The sequence below is a fragment of the Desulfobaculum senezii genome, assembly GCF_054657395.1.
Genome location: NZ_BAAHYU010000003.1, coordinates 337,935 through 352,224, shown reverse-complemented (window position 1 = coordinate 352,224; position 14,290 = coordinate 337,935). Strand labels below are relative to the sequence as shown.

At 64.1% G+C, this 14,290-nt stretch carries 15 protein-coding genes; 3 read left to right on the top strand and 12 right to left on the bottom strand.

The window, feature by feature from the left end; translation table 11 throughout:
* Positions 1–224: 224 nt before the first annotated feature.
* From trpB (ACYQ2T_RS10735) to rlmD, 3 genes are all read right to left on the bottom strand, one after another.
* On the bottom strand, positions 225–1,433 hold the full coding sequence (gene trpB / locus ACYQ2T_RS10735) for a tryptophan synthase subunit beta (protein WP_459900478.1): 1,209 nt from the start codon (positions 1,431–1,433) through the stop codon (positions 225–227).
* A 269-nt stretch (positions 1,434–1,702) separates the two neighbouring features.
* Positions 1,703–2,287, bottom strand: coding sequence for a GDSL-type esterase/lipase family protein (locus tag ACYQ2T_RS10730; protein WP_459900476.1), 585 nt, complete (start codon positions 2,285–2,287; stop codon positions 1,703–1,705).
* Positions 2,288–2,594: 307 nt separating this feature from the next.
* Positions 2,595–3,959, bottom strand: a complete 1,365-nt coding sequence (rlmD, locus tag ACYQ2T_RS10725) for a 23S rRNA (uracil(1939)-C(5))-methyltransferase RlmD (protein ID WP_459900474.1) — start codon at positions 3,957–3,959, stop codon at positions 2,595–2,597.
* An 85-nt stretch (positions 3,960–4,044) separates the two neighbouring features.
* On the opposite strand from rlmD, the gene ACYQ2T_RS10720 reads away from it, so the two are divergent.
* Positions 4,045–4,188, top strand: coding sequence for a hypothetical protein (locus ACYQ2T_RS10720; protein WP_404843810.1), 144 nt, complete (start codon positions 4,045–4,047; stop codon positions 4,186–4,188).
* Here ACYQ2T_RS10720 and ACYQ2T_RS10715 read toward each other — a convergent pair.
* On the bottom strand, positions 4,185–4,319 hold the full coding sequence (locus ACYQ2T_RS10715; protein WP_459900472.1) for a hypothetical protein: 135 nt from the start codon (positions 4,317–4,319) through the stop codon (positions 4,185–4,187). The two genes, ACYQ2T_RS10720 and ACYQ2T_RS10715, sit on opposite strands and share 4 nt — an antisense overlap.
* Positions 4,320–4,492: 173 nt before the next feature.
* On the opposite strand from ACYQ2T_RS10715, the gene ACYQ2T_RS10710 reads away from it, so the two are divergent.
* Positions 4,493–5,398: a sulfite exporter TauE/SafE family protein gene (locus ACYQ2T_RS10710; RefSeq protein ID WP_459900470.1), complete on the top strand. Its 906-nt coding sequence runs from the start codon at positions 4,493–4,495 to the stop codon at positions 5,396–5,398.
* A gap of 81 nt (positions 5,399–5,479) precedes the next feature.
* On the opposite strand, the gene ACYQ2T_RS10705 is transcribed toward ACYQ2T_RS10710, so the two are convergent.
* Positions 5,480–6,787, bottom strand: a complete 1,308-nt coding sequence (locus ACYQ2T_RS10705; protein ID WP_459900468.1) for a phenylacetate--CoA ligase family protein — start codon at positions 6,785–6,787, stop codon at positions 5,480–5,482.
* A gap of 164 nt (positions 6,788–6,951) precedes the next feature.
* Here ACYQ2T_RS10705 and ACYQ2T_RS10700 point away from each other — a divergent pair, with 164 nt between their 5' ends.
* Complete coding sequence (locus ACYQ2T_RS10700) at positions 6,952–7,722, top strand: prepilin peptidase (RefSeq protein ID WP_459900466.1); 771 nt, start codon at positions 6,952–6,954, stop codon at positions 7,720–7,722.
* A gap of 60 nt (positions 7,723–7,782) precedes the next feature.
* On the opposite strand, the gene trpA is transcribed toward ACYQ2T_RS10700, so the two are convergent.
* The 7 genes from trpA to ACYQ2T_RS10665 form a co-directional block, all read right to left on the bottom strand.
* Complete coding sequence (gene trpA / locus ACYQ2T_RS10695; protein WP_459900464.1) at positions 7,783–8,553, bottom strand: tryptophan synthase subunit alpha; 771 nt, start codon at positions 8,551–8,553, stop codon at positions 7,783–7,785.
* Positions 8,554–8,597: 44 nt separating this feature from the next.
* Positions 8,598–9,764: a tryptophan synthase subunit beta gene (gene trpB / locus ACYQ2T_RS10690; protein ID WP_459900462.1), complete on the bottom strand. Its 1,167-nt coding sequence runs from the start codon at positions 9,762–9,764 to the stop codon at positions 8,598–8,600.
* 76 nt (positions 9,765–9,840) lie between these two features.
* Positions 9,841–10,470 (bottom strand): phosphoribosylanthranilate isomerase, encoded by a 630-nt coding sequence (locus ACYQ2T_RS10685; protein ID WP_459900460.1) that lies wholly within the window; start codon positions 10,468–10,470, stop codon positions 9,841–9,843.
* Positions 10,467–11,240, bottom strand: a complete 774-nt coding sequence (locus ACYQ2T_RS10680; protein ID WP_459900459.1) for an indole-3-glycerol phosphate synthase TrpC — start codon at positions 11,238–11,240, stop codon at positions 10,467–10,469. The genes ACYQ2T_RS10685 and ACYQ2T_RS10680 overlap by 4 nt, the downstream gene beginning before the upstream one ends.
* Positions 11,233–12,228 carry an anthranilate phosphoribosyltransferase gene (gene trpD / locus ACYQ2T_RS10675; RefSeq protein WP_459901620.1) on the bottom strand — a complete coding sequence of 332 codons (996 nt, stop codon included), beginning with the start codon at positions 12,226–12,228 and terminating at the stop codon, positions 11,233–11,235. Before trpD ends, ACYQ2T_RS10680 begins: the two co-directional genes overlap by 8 nt.
* Positions 12,229–12,267: 39 nt before the next feature.
* Positions 12,268–12,882, bottom strand: coding sequence for an anthranilate synthase component II (locus tag ACYQ2T_RS10670; RefSeq protein WP_459900458.1), 615 nt, complete (start codon positions 12,880–12,882; stop codon positions 12,268–12,270).
* Positions 12,866–14,281 carry an anthranilate synthase component I family protein gene (locus ACYQ2T_RS10665; protein ID WP_404843819.1) on the bottom strand — a complete coding sequence of 472 codons (1,416 nt, stop codon included), beginning with the start codon at positions 14,279–14,281 and terminating at the stop codon, positions 12,866–12,868. The genes ACYQ2T_RS10670 and ACYQ2T_RS10665 overlap by 17 nt, the downstream gene beginning before the upstream one ends.
* Positions 14,282–14,290: the final 9 nt, after the last annotated feature.

The following is a 14,290-nucleotide window of genomic DNA, read 5'->3' as shown; positions in this document are numbered from 1 at the left end:
AATTAGACTCTCCGTCAACCCCTCTTTGAAACTTTTTTGCCCAAAGGGCGAATTGCGCCGCAATCCCAGCATATTTCGCAATCCATCAAGGATATAGCATATATACAGCCCCATTGCACCAGTAGCCTGCACATTTGCCTTTTTTGCTTCAAGCGCACGAAAAACGGCCCGCCTGCCAGTGGCAGACGGGCCGTAAGAACATACGGAAGGAGTGGAGGGGGGGGCTAATCGGCGGTGATGCGTCCGTCGGAGAGCATCTGCTCAATCTGCGCCACGTCCTTATCACCACGGCCAGACAGATTCACGATGATGATTTTGTCCTCGCCAAGGGTGGGGGCCATCTTCATGGCCTCGGCAAGGGCGTGGGAGGATTCCAGCGCGGGGATGATGCCTTCTGTGCGGGACAGGGCAAAGAAGGCCTTCACGGCTTCCTCGTCACTGGCGGCGCAATAGCTGGCGCGTCCGGCATCCTTAAGGAAGCTATGCTCCGGACCAACGCCGGGGTAGTCCAACCCGGCGGAGATGGAGTACACGGACGCGGGCTCGCCCTTCTCGTCCTGCAGCAGATAGGACTTGAAGCCATGCAGCACGCCGGGGGTGCCACAGGTCAAGGTCGCGGCGTGGTCGCCGGGGGTCATGCCGCGTCCGGCGGGTTCCACGCCCACCATGTTCACGCCCTCATCCTCAATAAAGGGATGGAACATGCCAATGGCGTTGGAGCCGCCGCCAACACAGGCCACGAGATAATCGGGCAGGCGGCCTTCCATCTCCAGAATCTGCTTGCGGGCCTCGGTGCCGATGATGGACTGGAAGTCGCGCACCATGGCGGGATAGGGATGCGGCCCCACAGCGGAGCCAAGCAGGTAGAAGCTCTCGCCCGCGTCGGCAACCCATGCGCCAATGGCTTCATCCACGGCTTCCTTGAGGGTGCGCTGGCCGGTCATGGCGGGCACAACCTTGGCCCCCATCATCTCCATGCGGAAGACGTTGAGCTTCTGCCGCTCAATGTCCTCTGCGCCCATGTAGATGGTGCATTCCATGCCCATGAGCGCGGCGGTGGCGGCGGAGGCCACGCCATGCTGCCCTGCGCCGGTCTCGGCGATGATTTTCTTTTTGCCCATGTGCTTGGCCAGCAGAATCTGGCCGATGGTATTGTTCACCTTGTGCGCGCCAAGATGGTTCAGGTCTTCACGCTTCAGGTAAATGCGCGCGCCACCGAGCTTTTTGGTCAGGTTGGCACAGGCATACAGGGGCGTCGGACGGCCGGAGAAATGCTTGAGCAGGCGTTTGAAGTCGTCCTGAAATTCTTGGGTATTTTTAACGGAGTCGTAGGCTTCGGCCAGTTCGTCAACAACACGGATCACTTCGTCGGGGAGGAAGCGGCCGCCGTGTTCACCGAAAAATCCGTCCGCGTTGGGGAGCATGGTCGTCATGAGGAGTTCTCCTTCCTTTCGCGGGCAGTGTGCTGGCCGGGAGGGGGGACACAAAAAAACCGCGGCCAGTTGCACTGCCGCGGTTGATGTATGGTCTTTTTGATGTCGTCTTTATCGCAATAGCATCACACGCGGCTCTGTTTCCAGAGCCACCACCAAGAAATAAAGCTGGGTGCGATGGTGTGATTCTTTTGCATGGCTTTGTGGTTACCCGCAAGCGCACAGCCCTGTCAAGCACCAATTCCTGCATCATGCAAAAGTGCGGCGCATTAGGCGAACCACTCCCGCCATGCGGGCCACTCGCCAATGCAGTCGGCCAAAATGCCATAGCCCACGGCGCGCGGATGGATGCCGTCGGAGGCCTTCACGTCGTCAATATAGCCACGGGACAGGCCAATATGCCCCATCAGGTCAAAATACGGCACACCGCAGGTGGCGCACACCGTGCCCAGCCTGTTGGACAGCTCGCGGTTTCGGGCCGTGTGGGCGGCGTCCGCCACCGGAGGCGGGCCGATGAAGAGCACCTTGTAATCGCGGGTGTCCTCCAGCAGGCGGCGGGTATTTTCGGCGGCCTCGTCCACTGTGGCGCGTGGCGCGCCGCCAGGCATGGCCATATCCCCGGTGCCAAAGGAGAACACAAGGCGGGTCTGCAAGCCGTCAATGTGGCGGCGCTCAACCTCGCTGCGCCACCGGGCCAGCACCTGCGCGCTGGCGTCACGCCGCACGCCAAGGTTATAGTAGGTCAGGTCCAGCCCCGCCGCGATGATGGGGGCGCACAGCCGCCCTGCCCAGCCAAGGCACTCCGGGTCGCGGGTGCCGTTTACAAGGGAATCGCCCAAAAAACACAGCAGCATGGTCGTCCTCCTGTCCGTCGTCACGCGGGCGCGCCAAATATGGCAGGCCCGCGCCGTGCGCCTCCGCCGTATGACGCAGGCGGCACCAGCATGCCCCCACAGCCCCAAAACGTCAAAAGGCCCGCCGGGATTCCGGCGGACCTTTTGAAAAATGCTCCGGCGTGTGGTCTACTCGCCGTTTTTCCAGGACTGCTTGATGTAGAACATGCAAAGCCCCACCATCACCAAACCGAGAAAGAACCAGAAAAAGTCCATAGCTCACTCCTTACATGACGAAATTCAGTTTCCACATACAGTGGATTGCCCATTATTTCAACTCAAGAAGTGCAACACACTCCACATGGGCGCTGTGGGGGAAGAGGTCCACCGGGCACACCTGCCGCAGGGCGTAGCGCTCGCTCAGGATGCCGATGTCGCGCGCCAGCGTTGTGGGATTGCAGGACACGTACACAATGCGCTGGGGCGCGGCGTCCAAGATGCCTTGCACCACGTCCTTGTGCATGCCCTTGCGCGGCGGGTCGGTGACCACCACGTCCGGGCGCTCCTTACGGCGGCTGATGCGTCCGCGCACGTCGCCTGCGACGAACTCGCAGTTCTGTACGCCGTTTCGCTCGGCATTGGCGCTGGCGTCCTCCACAGCGGAGGCCACGTTCTCAAAACCTACCACACGCCCGGCCTGCTGCGCCATAACAAGCGATATGCCGCCGGAACCGCAATACAGATCCCACACGGTCTCGCCGCCAGTCAGTCCGGCAAAGTCCCGCGCCGTGGCATACAGCACTTCCGCCGCAGCGGTATTGGTCTGGAAGAACGAATCCGGGGAAATGCGATACGTCAGGCCAAGGACGGTTTCCTCAATGTATCCGGGACCGAGGACGGCGGCCTGCTCCTCACCAAAGGCGATGGCGCTGGTGGCCTTGCGCGTGGAGTGCACAAAGGTCGTCAGCTGGGGGAAGCGCTCCATGAGCATGGCGCCAAGGGCGCGCACCACGCCGCCGCCCGCGCCGGGGGCCGTGATGCAGTGGACCATACACTGCCCGGTGCCGCGCGCCTCGCGCACCACAAGGAAGCGCCACAGGCCCTTGCGGGTGACGGGATTGTAAGCGGGGACGGCAGACTCGCGGCAAAATTCGCGCGCAGCGGCCACCACGTCCATGGCAAACGGCGACTGCAGGGCGCAGTGCTCTACATTCACAATGGAATCCGTGGAGCCGCGCTTATGCAGGCCAAGGGACAGATTCCGTTCGCTGCCGCCGCCGACAAAGGCGAACTCCATCTTGTTGCGGTAGTGCTGCTCCTGCGGCGAGGGGACGGTCTGCGCCACCTGCGGGGCCTCGGCGCCGCCAATGCGCGACAGGCTGTCCACCACAAAGCGGCGCTTCCACTCCAGCTGCGCGGGGTAGGACAGGTCCTGCACGTCACAGCCGCCACACTTGCCGTAATGGGGGCAAAACGGGGTCACATCATCCGGGCCGCTTTCCACAAGGGAGACGACCTCGGCCTCGGCAAAACGCTTCTTGACCGACGTAACTTTGGCTTTCACACGCTGTCCGGGCAATGCACCGTCGATAAAATAGACCAGCCCATCAGCCCGCGCTACACCACGCCCGCCAAAAGCCAGCGCATCAACAGTGCAGTCCAGCATATCGCCTTTGTGAATTTTTTCGCTCATATATCCTTTTTCGCGTGCAAACGACTTGACATTTTCGGGTTTTCATTCAATTTGAGGTCTTCAAAAGCCAACGAGGAGGAGCACCATGGAAACCCTGTTCGAGCTCATGCAGAATGCATATCACAGCACCCCCCAGGGCTGGGTCGGCGTGCCGTTGATCTTCATGTACATGGCGTTGATTGTGGGTACTGCGTTGTACCGCATCCGCCAGAACAAAGACCACCACTAGTCAGCTGCGCCGAGCCGGATGTCTCGACTTTCCGGGCGGCGGTCAAGCAGAATTTTCTCCAAGGACCACAGCACAAGGCCCAGTCTTGTGCTGTGGTCCTTGTGGTTTGCGGCGTTGCAGAGCTTCTGCATACCGCCCCTCTCCGGCGCGTTGGTGACGGCGCTACACTAGCATACTTCCCCGCAAAGCGCCCGGCCCGTTTACGGGGATAATTCATTTACCGCGCCCTCGCCGCACTTGACGCCCATCACGCCACGCGTGACACTCCAAACGCAGCACCCCAAACCGCGCACAGGAGCCCGCCATGCACTTTCCCGTTGCCGGAATAGACGTCGCCTTCTGGATTCCGCCGCTCACGGCGTGCGTCATCTCCTTTTTCACCTCCATGGGCGGACTGTCCGGCGCCTTTCTCCTGCTGCCCTTTCAAATGACGGTGCTGGGCTACACCACGCCCTCGGTCAGCGCCACCAACCAGCTGTTCAACATCGTTGCCATCCCCAGCGGCGTGCTGCGCTATATGCGCGAGGGGCGCATGCTGTGGCCGCTCACATGGGCGGTGGTGGCGGGCACCCTGCCCGGCGTGCTCATCGGTGCGGTCATCCGCGTCACATGGCTGCCGGACCCGCGGCACTTTAAGCTGTTTGTCGGGGTGGTGCTGCTCTACATTGGCGTGCGCCTGCTGCGCGACGTGCTCGCCCGGCCAAAGGATTCCGCCGAGGCGCGCTTTCACAGCGCCGCGCGTCGCGGGACCACCGGGCGCGTTACCCCTCTGCCCGGCTCCCTGACCACCGTCCGCTTCGCCTTCAACGGCGACACCTTCACCGTCAAAACGCCCGCCCTTATGGCCCTGACCTTTGTGGTGGGCATCATCGGCGGCATCTACGGCATTGGCGGCGGCGCCATCATCGCGCCGTTTTTCGTCTCCGTCCTTGGCATTCCTGTGTATGTGGTGGCCGGGCCGGCGCTCATGGGCACCTTTGTCACCTCCGTGGCCGGGGTGGCCTTCTACCAACTGCTGGCGGTGCTGCACCCCGCGCAAAGCATCGCCCCGGACTGGGGCCTTGGGCTGTCCTTCGGCCTTGGCGGCGCGGTGGGCATGTGGCTTGGCGCGCGCTGCCAAAAATTCATCCCCGCGCGTCTCATCAAGGCCATGCTCTGCCTGGTCCTGGCCGGGACCGCGGCCAAGTACATCATCGGCTTTTTCGCCTAGCACGCAAAAGCGCCGGACAGTCCATAGGGACCGTCCGGCGCTGAGTCTTGCACTTCGCACCGCAGCAGGACGCGGCGCGCCTTACTCGGCGGCGCAGCCGTTTTCGCGGTCGTCAATGACGCGGCGGGTCTTGCCGAAGGAACGCGGCAACGCGCCATGGTCCACCACCTGTACGGCGGCGCGGGCCATGAGCTGGCGGTGCAGCTCCTGCCCAACGGCTGTGGCAAGGGCCTCGTCGCCGCCGCTGTGGGCGCCCTTGGCGCGCTCCACGGCAACGGTCATGAAGTCGCGCCCGTCGCGGCGGGCCAGCGTCACCTGATACTCCGAGGAGATGCCGTCAAAGCCGCCAAGGACCGCGGCAATCTGGCCGGGATAAATATTCACGCCGCGGAAGATGATCATGTCATCACTGCGGCCCATGATTTTGTCGTGCCGCGGCAGGGCAAGGCCACAGGAGCACTCGCCGGAGATGAGGCGCGTCAGGTCGTGCGTGCGGTAGCGGATGAGCGGGGCGGCCTCCTTGCGCAGGGTAGTGACAACCATCTCGCCCACCTCGCCGGGCTGCACAGGCTCCAGCGTTTCCGGGTCGAGGATTTCCACGATGTACATGTCCGCCCAGTAGTGGATGCCGTCGTGGGCGGCGCACTCCAGCCCCGCGCCGGGACCGTAAAGCTCCGTCATGCCCGAGATGTCAAAGCTGTCCTCAATGCCCAGCAGTTCCGTAAAGCGCTGGCGCATTTTGGGGGTGTGCGTCTCGGAGCCGAAGATGCAGGTCCGAAGGCGCAGGGAGTCGCGCAGGCCGTGCTTTTCCACTTCCTCGCCCATCAGCAGGGCCATGCTGGCCGTGGAGCACATGCAGGTGACGCCCATATCCACCAAAAGCTGCAACTGCATGTTCATGTTGCCCGGCCCAACGGGCACAGCCATGGCGCCAAAATGCTCGGCCCCCAGCTGGAAGCCCGCCCCGGCGGTCCACAGGCCATACCCGGCGCAAATCTGGATGCGGTCCAGCTCGGTGAGTCCGGCCAGCTCGTAACAGCGGGCCATCATCTCCATCCAGTCGTTGACATCCTTCTGGGTATAGGTCAGCACCTTGCGTTTGCCGGTGGTGCCGCTGGACGCATGCATGCGCACCACGTTGCGCTCCGGCACGGACAGCAGCGGAAACGGATACCCGTCGCGCAGGTCCTCCACGCTGGTGCACGGCAGGTGCCGCAAATCGTCCAGACTGCGGATGTCCTCCGGGCGGATACCGGCATCGCGGAATTTTGCGGCGTAGGCGTCACTGCCTGTTGCCGCGTGGCGCACGGTCCATTTCAGGCCATCCAACTGTATGGTAGCCAGCTCTTCCGGCGTGTAGTGTGGGAGAAAACGAGTGGTGCTTTGCATAGACCTTGCGGCTCCTTAACGCTGTAGATGTCCGGAAGATGGCGCCTGCGCCTTGTCCGAACCCTTGAAATTCATTACTGATTGCACATCACGCTTCCGGACCGGGGAACAATGCCCCAATTCCGAAGCCCCATCAACCCTTGCCGCCACATGGAAAACGCACCATGACGCAGTATACAGCCGCATTCCACGGCCTTTCCCTTGTGCTGGGGCTTTGCCTTGGCAGTTTTTACAACGTGTGCATCCACAGAACCATCTCCGGCGAATCCGTTGCCAATCCGCCCCGCTCCAAGTGCCCCCAGTGCGGGCATTTTCTGGCGTGGTGGGAGAATATCCCCCTGCTCAGCTACGCCCTGCTGCTGGGCAAGTGCCGCTCGTGCCGCTGCCACATCAGCGCGCGCTACCCCCTTGTGGAGGGCCTGAGCGCCCTCATTGCGCTGGCCCTTGCCATCACCTTTGGCCCCGGCCCCAAGTGGGCGACGTATATGGCCTTTAGCGGGCTGTTCATCGTTATCAGCTTCATTGACCTTGAGACCTACACCCTGCCCCTGCGACCCATGCTCATCGGCTCGCTGGCCGCGCTGGGCCTTGCGCCAACGGTGCTTGGCGTGGACCTTGTAGACTCCATGCTGGGGGCTGTGGTGGGCGCGGGGCTCTTCTGGACGGTGAACGCCGTGTACACGCGCATTCGCGGCGTGCAGGGGATGGGCGAGGGGGACGTATATCTCATCTTCCTCATCGGCGCGCTGACGGGGCTGTCCATGCTGCCGCCCGTTATCATCATCAGCGCGGCCGCCGCTGGCATTGTGGGCTTTGTCACCGCGCGCGGCGACGGGGACAAGCGCGAATCCGCCCTGCCCTACGGTCCCTTTCTGTGCCTTGCGACCATCCTCGTCATCCTGTGGGGCGATGTGTACACCGCCCTTGTCGGATAGCGGCCCGCCCCGCGGGGCCTCCTGAGGAAGCCCCGACCACGGCGGGCCGAAACAGCGCGGCTATGCGGTCCACGCGGCCATGAATTCGCTGGCCGTGCCGCCTTCGCGCAGGTGGGTAATAAGAGCGCTGCCAAAGACCACAGCGTCCAGATGCCCGCCCACGTCCGCAAGCTGGGACGGCTCCTTAATGCCAAAGCCCAGCGCCACGGGGATGTCAAAGCACGCCTTGGCCTCGGCCAGCTTCTCGCCAACCAGCGCCTGCACGTCCACCTGCCCGCCGGTCACGCCAAGCACGCTCACCACGTAGCAGAATCCGCCAAAGCCCTTGGTGTACAGCGCCATGCGCTCCGCTGAGGTATTCAGGCCAATAAGCGGCACCAGTTCGGCGTCCGTGTCCTTGAGGGCATGCAGCAGGTCTCCGGCTTCCTCAAAGGGCAGGTCCGGCACGATAAAGCCGTCCACCCCGGCGGCCGACGCATCGGCGGCAAGGCGGTCGTAGCCATACTGGTAAAAGGGATTGGTGTAGCCCATAAGCAGGACCGCAGCGTCAATGTCCGCGCGGTGCTTTGGCAGTTCGCGCAGAATCCACTCCAGCGTTACGCCGCGTTCAATGCATTCCAGCGCGGCCTGCTCCACCACCGGGCCGTCGGCCACGGGGTCGGAGAAGGGCACGCCAATTTCAATAATATCCGCCCCCGCCGTGCTCAGCTCCTTGAGGACGTCAAAGAACTCCTCAAGGCTGGGGAACCCTGCCGGAAGATACGCGATGAGGCCCTTGCGCCCCGCCTCGTTTGCCTGCCGTATGCGACTCGTCAATTTTGATGCAGCCATATCAATCTCCACGGCGGCCTGTGCCGCCTGCATGCTGTTGCGTCTTAGAGGTCCAGTTCCGCGATGATGCCAAGATCCTTGTCGCCGCGTCCGGAAAGGTTCACCACCACATTGCTGCCGGGCTCGAACACATCCGCGTTCTCCAGCACGTACGCCAGCGCGTGGGAGGATTCGAGGGCGGGGATGATGCCCTCCTTGCGGCACAGGGCGCGGAAGGCGCCAAGGGCCTGATCGTCGGTCACGCTCACGTATTCCGCGCGGCCCGAGGTCTCCAGATGCACGTGCTCCGGCCCAACGCCCGGATAGTCCAGCCCCGGCGCAACAGAGTGCGAGGGCATAATCTGGCCGTCCGGCGTCTGGAGCAGGCGGCTCTTGGCCCCGTGCAAGACGCCGTCGGTGCCCTTGGTCACACTGGCGGAATGGTAGCAGTCCGGCGTGCCCTCGCCCGCGGCCTCGACGCCCACAAGGCGCACCTCGCGGTCCTCAAGGAAGGGGTGGAAGATGCCAATGGCGTTGGAGCCGCCGCCCACACAGGCGACAATGGCGTCCGGCAGGCCGCCGAACTTCTCCACGCTCTGCTGGCGCGTCTCGTGCCCAATCACGGTCTGGAAGTCGCGCACCAGCTCCGGGAAGGGGTGCGGGCCAACAACGGAGCCAAGGCAATAGTGCGTGGTCCCCTGCTCCGCAATCCAGTGGCGCAGGGCGGCGTTGGTGGCGTCCTTGAGGGTTTTGGTGCCGGAGTGCACCGGGCGCACCTCCGCGCCGAGCAGCTCCATGCGCCGCACGTTGTGCGCTTGCCGCTCCACGTCCGTTGCGCCCATGTACACAACGCATTCAAGGCCAAGGGCGGCCGCCGCCGTGGCCGTCGCCACGCCGTGCTGCCCCGCGCCAGTCTCCGCCAGCAGGATGGGCTTGCCCATGTGCTTGGCGAGCAGCGCCTGCCCCATGGTATTGTTGATTTTATGCGCGCCGGTGTGGGCGAGGTCCTCGCGCTTGAGCCAGATATTGAAACCCACCTGCTGCGACAGGGTGCGGCACAGGGTCAGCGGCGTAGCGCGGCCCACATAGTCCGAAAGCAACTGGGCATAGTCCGTCAAAAAATTACGGGACCGGACAATGCGCGCCATGGCCTCCTCAAGTTCCTCCAGTGGGGGCATGAGAAGCTCCGGCACAAACTGTCCGCCGAAGGCTCCGTAGTATCCTTTCTGCATATCTCTGTGGCCTCCAACTCCGCCACACGGCGGAGGATTGAGTGTTCTCTCGTTGTCGTTTGCTTTCAAAAACGGTTTACGCGCCGCGCAGGAGTGCCAGCGCCTGCCCCACAAGGGCGTTGTCCTTGCGTCCGGGCGCGGACTCCACGCCGGAATTGAGGTCAAAGCCGTCCGGCGCACACTGCCGCAGCGCTGTTGGTAGCGTCTGCGGCGACAGGCCCCCGGCAAGGAGCCACGGCGTAGGACTGCGCAATCCGGCCAACCCCGCAAAATCAAGGGTCCGGCCATGGCCCCCGCCAGCGGTTCCGGCGTCCAGCAGGGCAAGGGCCATGGCCCCGTCAAAGGCGGCAAGCTCCGCCTCCAGCCCGGCGCGGCGAGCATGGGCCTCCGGACGGAACACGCGCATAACGCGCTCCGGCCCAATGGCCATACACGCCGCACGGTCGTGGTCTCCGGCCAACTGGGCAATGTCCAGCCCGGCGCGGGCCATGATGCCGCGCACCTCGCCTGCGTCCTGCGAGACAAACACGCCAACGCGCGTTACGCCCGGCGTGCGGATGGCCGCCGCGTCCTCTGGGGTGATATTGCGGGGGCTTGCCGGATGGAAAATAAAGCCCAACATATCCGCGCCGTGACGGATGCACATGTCGGCGTCCGCCTGCCGCGTCATGCCGCAGACCTTCACCCGAAAGCGCGCGCCGCTCATGATGCGCCCCCCGTGGTCAGCCGCCGCAGCGCGCCCGCCGGGTCGCCACCCTCCATAAGGAAGGTGCCCACCAAAACGGCGTCATACCCCAGCCCGGCCAACTCGCTGACCTGCTGATGGGTGGTGATGCCGCTGGCGCTGACCCACAACTCGCCGGACTGCTTGCGCTCAATGAGCGTGCGGGAGGTTTGCACGTCCACGTCCAAGGTGTCCAGGTCGCGGTTATTCACCTGAATAAGCCGCGCGCCTGCGGTGCGGGCGCGGGCAAGGTCGTCTGCGTCAAAGACCTCGGTCACAGGCGTCAGACGCAGATCGCGGCACAGGGTCAAGAGTTCCGCCAGCCGGTCCACATCCACCATCCGCGCAATAAGCAAGACGGCGGACGCGGGCGTTGCCGCCGTCTGCACCAGTTGCAAAGGATGCAGGATGAAGTCCTTGCGCAGGAGCGGCAGTCCGCTGGCGCAGGCCTCGCCCAAAAACTCCAGCTTGCCGCGGAAGTGGTCGGCCTCCGTCAGTACGGACATGGCCGCCGCGCCGCCGCGGGCGTAGGCCTCGGCCACATCCCGCGCGCGCAGGTGCGGGGCAATATCGCCCCGGCTGGGGGACGCGCGCTTGTACTCGGCAATAACCGCCCCCGGCCCGTGCTGGACAAGGCGCTCCACAAAGGGCGGACGCGGCCCGGCGTAGGGCGCGGGCAAGGCGCCGCGCGCCTGCATATCCTCAAGGGCGGCAATCTCCGCCGCCTTGGCATTGGCAAACCGCTCAAGCATTGATCAACGTCTCCCCGGCCCCTGACGACAGCGCCTCACGCGCGGTGTCCATGGCCTCGCTGAGGGTGTAGTCGTCCTCCAGCAGGAACAGGCACATACCCAGATTCAGCGCCGTCATTTCGCGCATGGCGATGGGACCGCGACCGGCCAGCACCTCGCGCAGGGCGTCCACAGCTTCCTCGCGGCCACGCACGGCCACGGCCTCGGGCGCATGCAGGGCAAAGCCAAGGTCGCGCGGGTCAAGGCGCTCCTCGCGCAGCCAGCCGTCGCGCACCTGCACAATGTCATTCACGCCAAAGGGGGTGAGTTCATCAAACCCGCCGGCGCCGTGCACCACCGCCGCGCGCGTGACGCCGGTATTCGCCAGCACCGTCGCCATCCGCAGGACAAACTCCGGCATAGCCACACCCAGCAGTTGATGCGTCGGCCGCGCGGGGTTCAAAAGCGGCCCCAGCAGGTTAAAGAGCGTGCGGCAGCCGATTTCCTTGCGCACCGGCATCACGTGCTTAAACGCCGGATGGTAGCCTGGAGCAAACAAAAAGGCGAAATGCCGCTCCGCAAGCTCCCCGGCCACGGCGTCCGGCTCCGTTGTCAGCGACAGCCCAAGGGCCTCCAGCGCGTCCGCGCTGCCGCAGGTGCTGGAGACGGAACGGTTGCCATGCTTGACCACGTCGTACCCCATGCCCGCAAGGGTCAGGGCCACCGCCGTGGAGCAATTGAAACTGCACTGCCCGTCGCCGCCCGTGCCGCAGGTGTCGATGCGCTTGCCCGTCAGCCCCGGCACCAGCCGCGCCTGCTCAAGGGCCGCGCGCACCGCCGCCGTCAGTTCAAGGGACGTCTCGCCCTTGGTCTTGAGGCCCATGAGAAACGACCCGGCCTGCGCCGGCGTCATGCTGCCATCCATCAGACGGCGGAAGCTCTCCTCGGCCATCTCTTGCGGCAAATCCTTATGAAACGCCAGAAGTTCCAACACTTCGGCCATGTGCATCCCTGTCATGATTCCCTTCCTTCTGCGAATAGCGTTTTTCTACGCACCAGCGCGCGCCGCGTGCGGTGTACTGACAAGCCCCTCGGGAAACCGCGCCAACAGCGCCAGCCCTTCCGGAGTGAGCATGGATTCAGGATGGAACTGCACGCCAACCCACGGCCTGTCCACATAGCGGATGCCCATAACCTCGCCCATTTCCGTGCGGGCAGTGACCACCAGCCGCTGTTTGGCCTCGGGCGCCGCGTTTTCCACATCCACAATGAGGGAGTGGTAGCGCCCAACCGTTACCGGATTCGGCATGTCCGCAAACAGCCCTTGGCCGTCGTGGGTGATGTCCGACACCTTGCCATGCATGATGCGCCCTGCCTGCACCACGGGCGCGCCGGCATACTCACCAAGCACCTGATGCCCAAGGCACACCCCAAGCACCGGCACCGCCGGATCAAGCCGCCCAAGGAATTCAAGACACAGCCCGGCGTTGGCCGGACAACTCGGCCCCGGGGACAGGCACACGCTGGTTACCTCGCCGCTGTCCGCCAGCTCAAGGACGTGGGGGTCGTCGTTTTTGAGCACAAGGGGGGCACGCCCAAGCCGCTGAAACGCCTGCACCAGATTGAAGGTGAAGGAATCGTAGTTATCAATCAGCAAGAACATCGCCGCCTCCGCGTCCTTTGAGTATCTCTCCCAATACGCGCGCCTTGTTGGCGCACTCCTCCCATTCGCGCTCCGGGTCGGAATCGAACACAATGCCCGCCCCGGCCTGCCAATGCAGGGTGCCGTCGCGCACCCACATGCTGCGGATGGTGATGCCCGTGTCCATATCCACGCGCCCTTTGTCGAGGCCGACCCAGCCGATGGCGCCAGCATACGGCCCGCGCGCTTGCGGCTCCATGTCCGCGATGATTTCCATGGCCCGCACCTTGGGCGCGCCGGATACCGTGCCCGCCGGAAATGCCGACGCCAACACGTCAAGGGCGTCCAGCCCCTCGCGAAGGCGCGCGCTCACATACGAGGTCAGGTGCATCACGTGGGAAAAGCGCTCCACCTGCATGAAGGAATCCACGCTCACGCTCCCGGCCGTGGCAATGCGGCCAAGGTCGTTGCGGCCAAGGTCCACCAGCATCACGTGCTCGGCGCGCTCCTTGGGGTCGGCAAGAAGCTCTTCGGCCAGCGCCGCGTCCTCAGCAGGCGTCGCCCCGCGCTTTCGCGTTCCGGCGATGGGACAGGTGGTAAGCTCCCCGTCGTCACACCGCACAAGGAGTTCCGGCGATGAGCCAAACAGCTCAATGCCCGGCAGCCGCATAAAGAACAGATACGGCGAGGGATTCACCTGCCGCAGGCGGCGGTACAGCACAAAGGCGTCGCCCGAAAATGGCGCGGAAAAGCGCGTGGACAGCACCGTCTGGATGCATTCGCCCTGTTTGATGAGGTCTATGGTCCGCTCCACGCTGCGCATATAGTCGCGCTTGCCGGGATGTACGCTGGTTTCGCCGATGTCCGGATTCACGGCGGCGCGGGCCACGGCCTTCATATCCACCTGCGGCTTCACTCCGGGATTCAGCGTCAGCAGGCACAGACGGCTGCGCAGGTGGTCAAAGATCGCCACGTTGCCGGGCAGGACAAGGCAGGCCTCGGCGTCCTCGGGGTGCAGGACCTCGGCGAGCTTGGGTTCAAACATGCCCGCCGCGCCGTAGCCGAAGTAGCCCACCAGCCCGCGCGTGATGGCAGGCAGGTCCTCAAAGCCTTCCTCCGGCGTGATTTCAATGCGGCGCATGGCCTCGCGCACGCCGTCCATGTAGGGCATGTCCGCCAGCTCGCGCAGCGGCTCAAAGCGCGGGTCGCGCACGCCAATTTTCAGCTTGCCGCCGTCGCAGGACAGGCGCAGGGCAAAGTTCCATGCCACAATGCTGTAGCGCCCGTGGCGGCCATCCACCTGCGCGCTTTCCAGCAGGATGCCCTGCCGCTGCCCCACCAACCCAAGGAAAAGGCTGATGGGGGTCTGTATGTCCGCAGGCATCCATTTGCCGTGCTGCCGTACCGATATGCTGCTCATGCTGTCCTC

Excerpts from the sequence above, each read along its gene's own strand:
- trpB (WP_459900478.1), bottom strand. The coding sequence starts at position 1,433 with ATGACGACCATGCTCCCCAACGCGGACGGATTTTTCGGTGAACACGGC.
- ACYQ2T_RS10730 (WP_459900476.1), bottom strand. The coding sequence starts at position 2,287 with ATGCTGCTGTGTTTTTTGGGCGATTCCCTTGTAAACGGCACCCGCGAC.
- rlmD (WP_459900474.1), bottom strand. The coding sequence starts at position 3,959 with ATGAGCGAAAAAATTCACAAAGGCGATATGCTGGACTGCACTGTTGAT.
- ACYQ2T_RS10720 (WP_404843810.1), top strand. The coding sequence starts at position 4,045 with ATGGAAACCCTGTTCGAGCTCATGCAGAATGCATATCACAGCACCCCC.
- ACYQ2T_RS10715 (WP_459900472.1), bottom strand. The coding sequence starts at position 4,319 with ATGCAGAAGCTCTGCAACGCCGCAAACCACAAGGACCACAGCACAAGA.
- ACYQ2T_RS10710 (WP_459900470.1), top strand. The coding sequence starts at position 4,493 with ATGCACTTTCCCGTTGCCGGAATAGACGTCGCCTTCTGGATTCCGCCG.
- ACYQ2T_RS10705 (WP_459900468.1), bottom strand. The coding sequence starts at position 6,787 with ATGCAAAGCACCACTCGTTTTCTCCCACACTACACGCCGGAAGAGCTG.
- ACYQ2T_RS10700 (WP_459900466.1), top strand. The coding sequence starts at position 6,952 with ATGACGCAGTATACAGCCGCATTCCACGGCCTTTCCCTTGTGCTGGGG.
- trpA (WP_459900464.1), bottom strand. The coding sequence starts at position 8,553 with ATGGCTGCATCAAAATTGACGAGTCGCATACGGCAGGCAAACGAGGCG.
- trpB (WP_459900462.1), bottom strand. The coding sequence starts at position 9,764 with ATGCAGAAAGGATACTACGGAGCCTTCGGCGGACAGTTTGTGCCGGAG.
- ACYQ2T_RS10685 (WP_459900460.1), bottom strand. The coding sequence starts at position 10,470 with ATGAGCGGCGCGCGCTTTCGGGTGAAGGTCTGCGGCATGACGCGGCAG.
- ACYQ2T_RS10680 (WP_459900459.1), bottom strand. The coding sequence starts at position 11,240 with ATGCTTGAGCGGTTTGCCAATGCCAAGGCGGCGGAGATTGCCGCCCTT.
- trpD (WP_459901620.1), bottom strand. The coding sequence starts at position 12,228 with ATGCACATGGCCGAAGTGTTGGAACTTCTGGCGTTTCATAAGGATTTG.
- ACYQ2T_RS10670 (WP_459900458.1), bottom strand. The coding sequence starts at position 12,882 with ATGTTCTTGCTGATTGATAACTACGATTCCTTCACCTTCAATCTGGTG.
- ACYQ2T_RS10665 (WP_404843819.1), bottom strand. The coding sequence starts at position 14,281 with ATGAGCAGCATATCGGTACGGCAGCACGGCAAATGGATGCCTGCGGAC.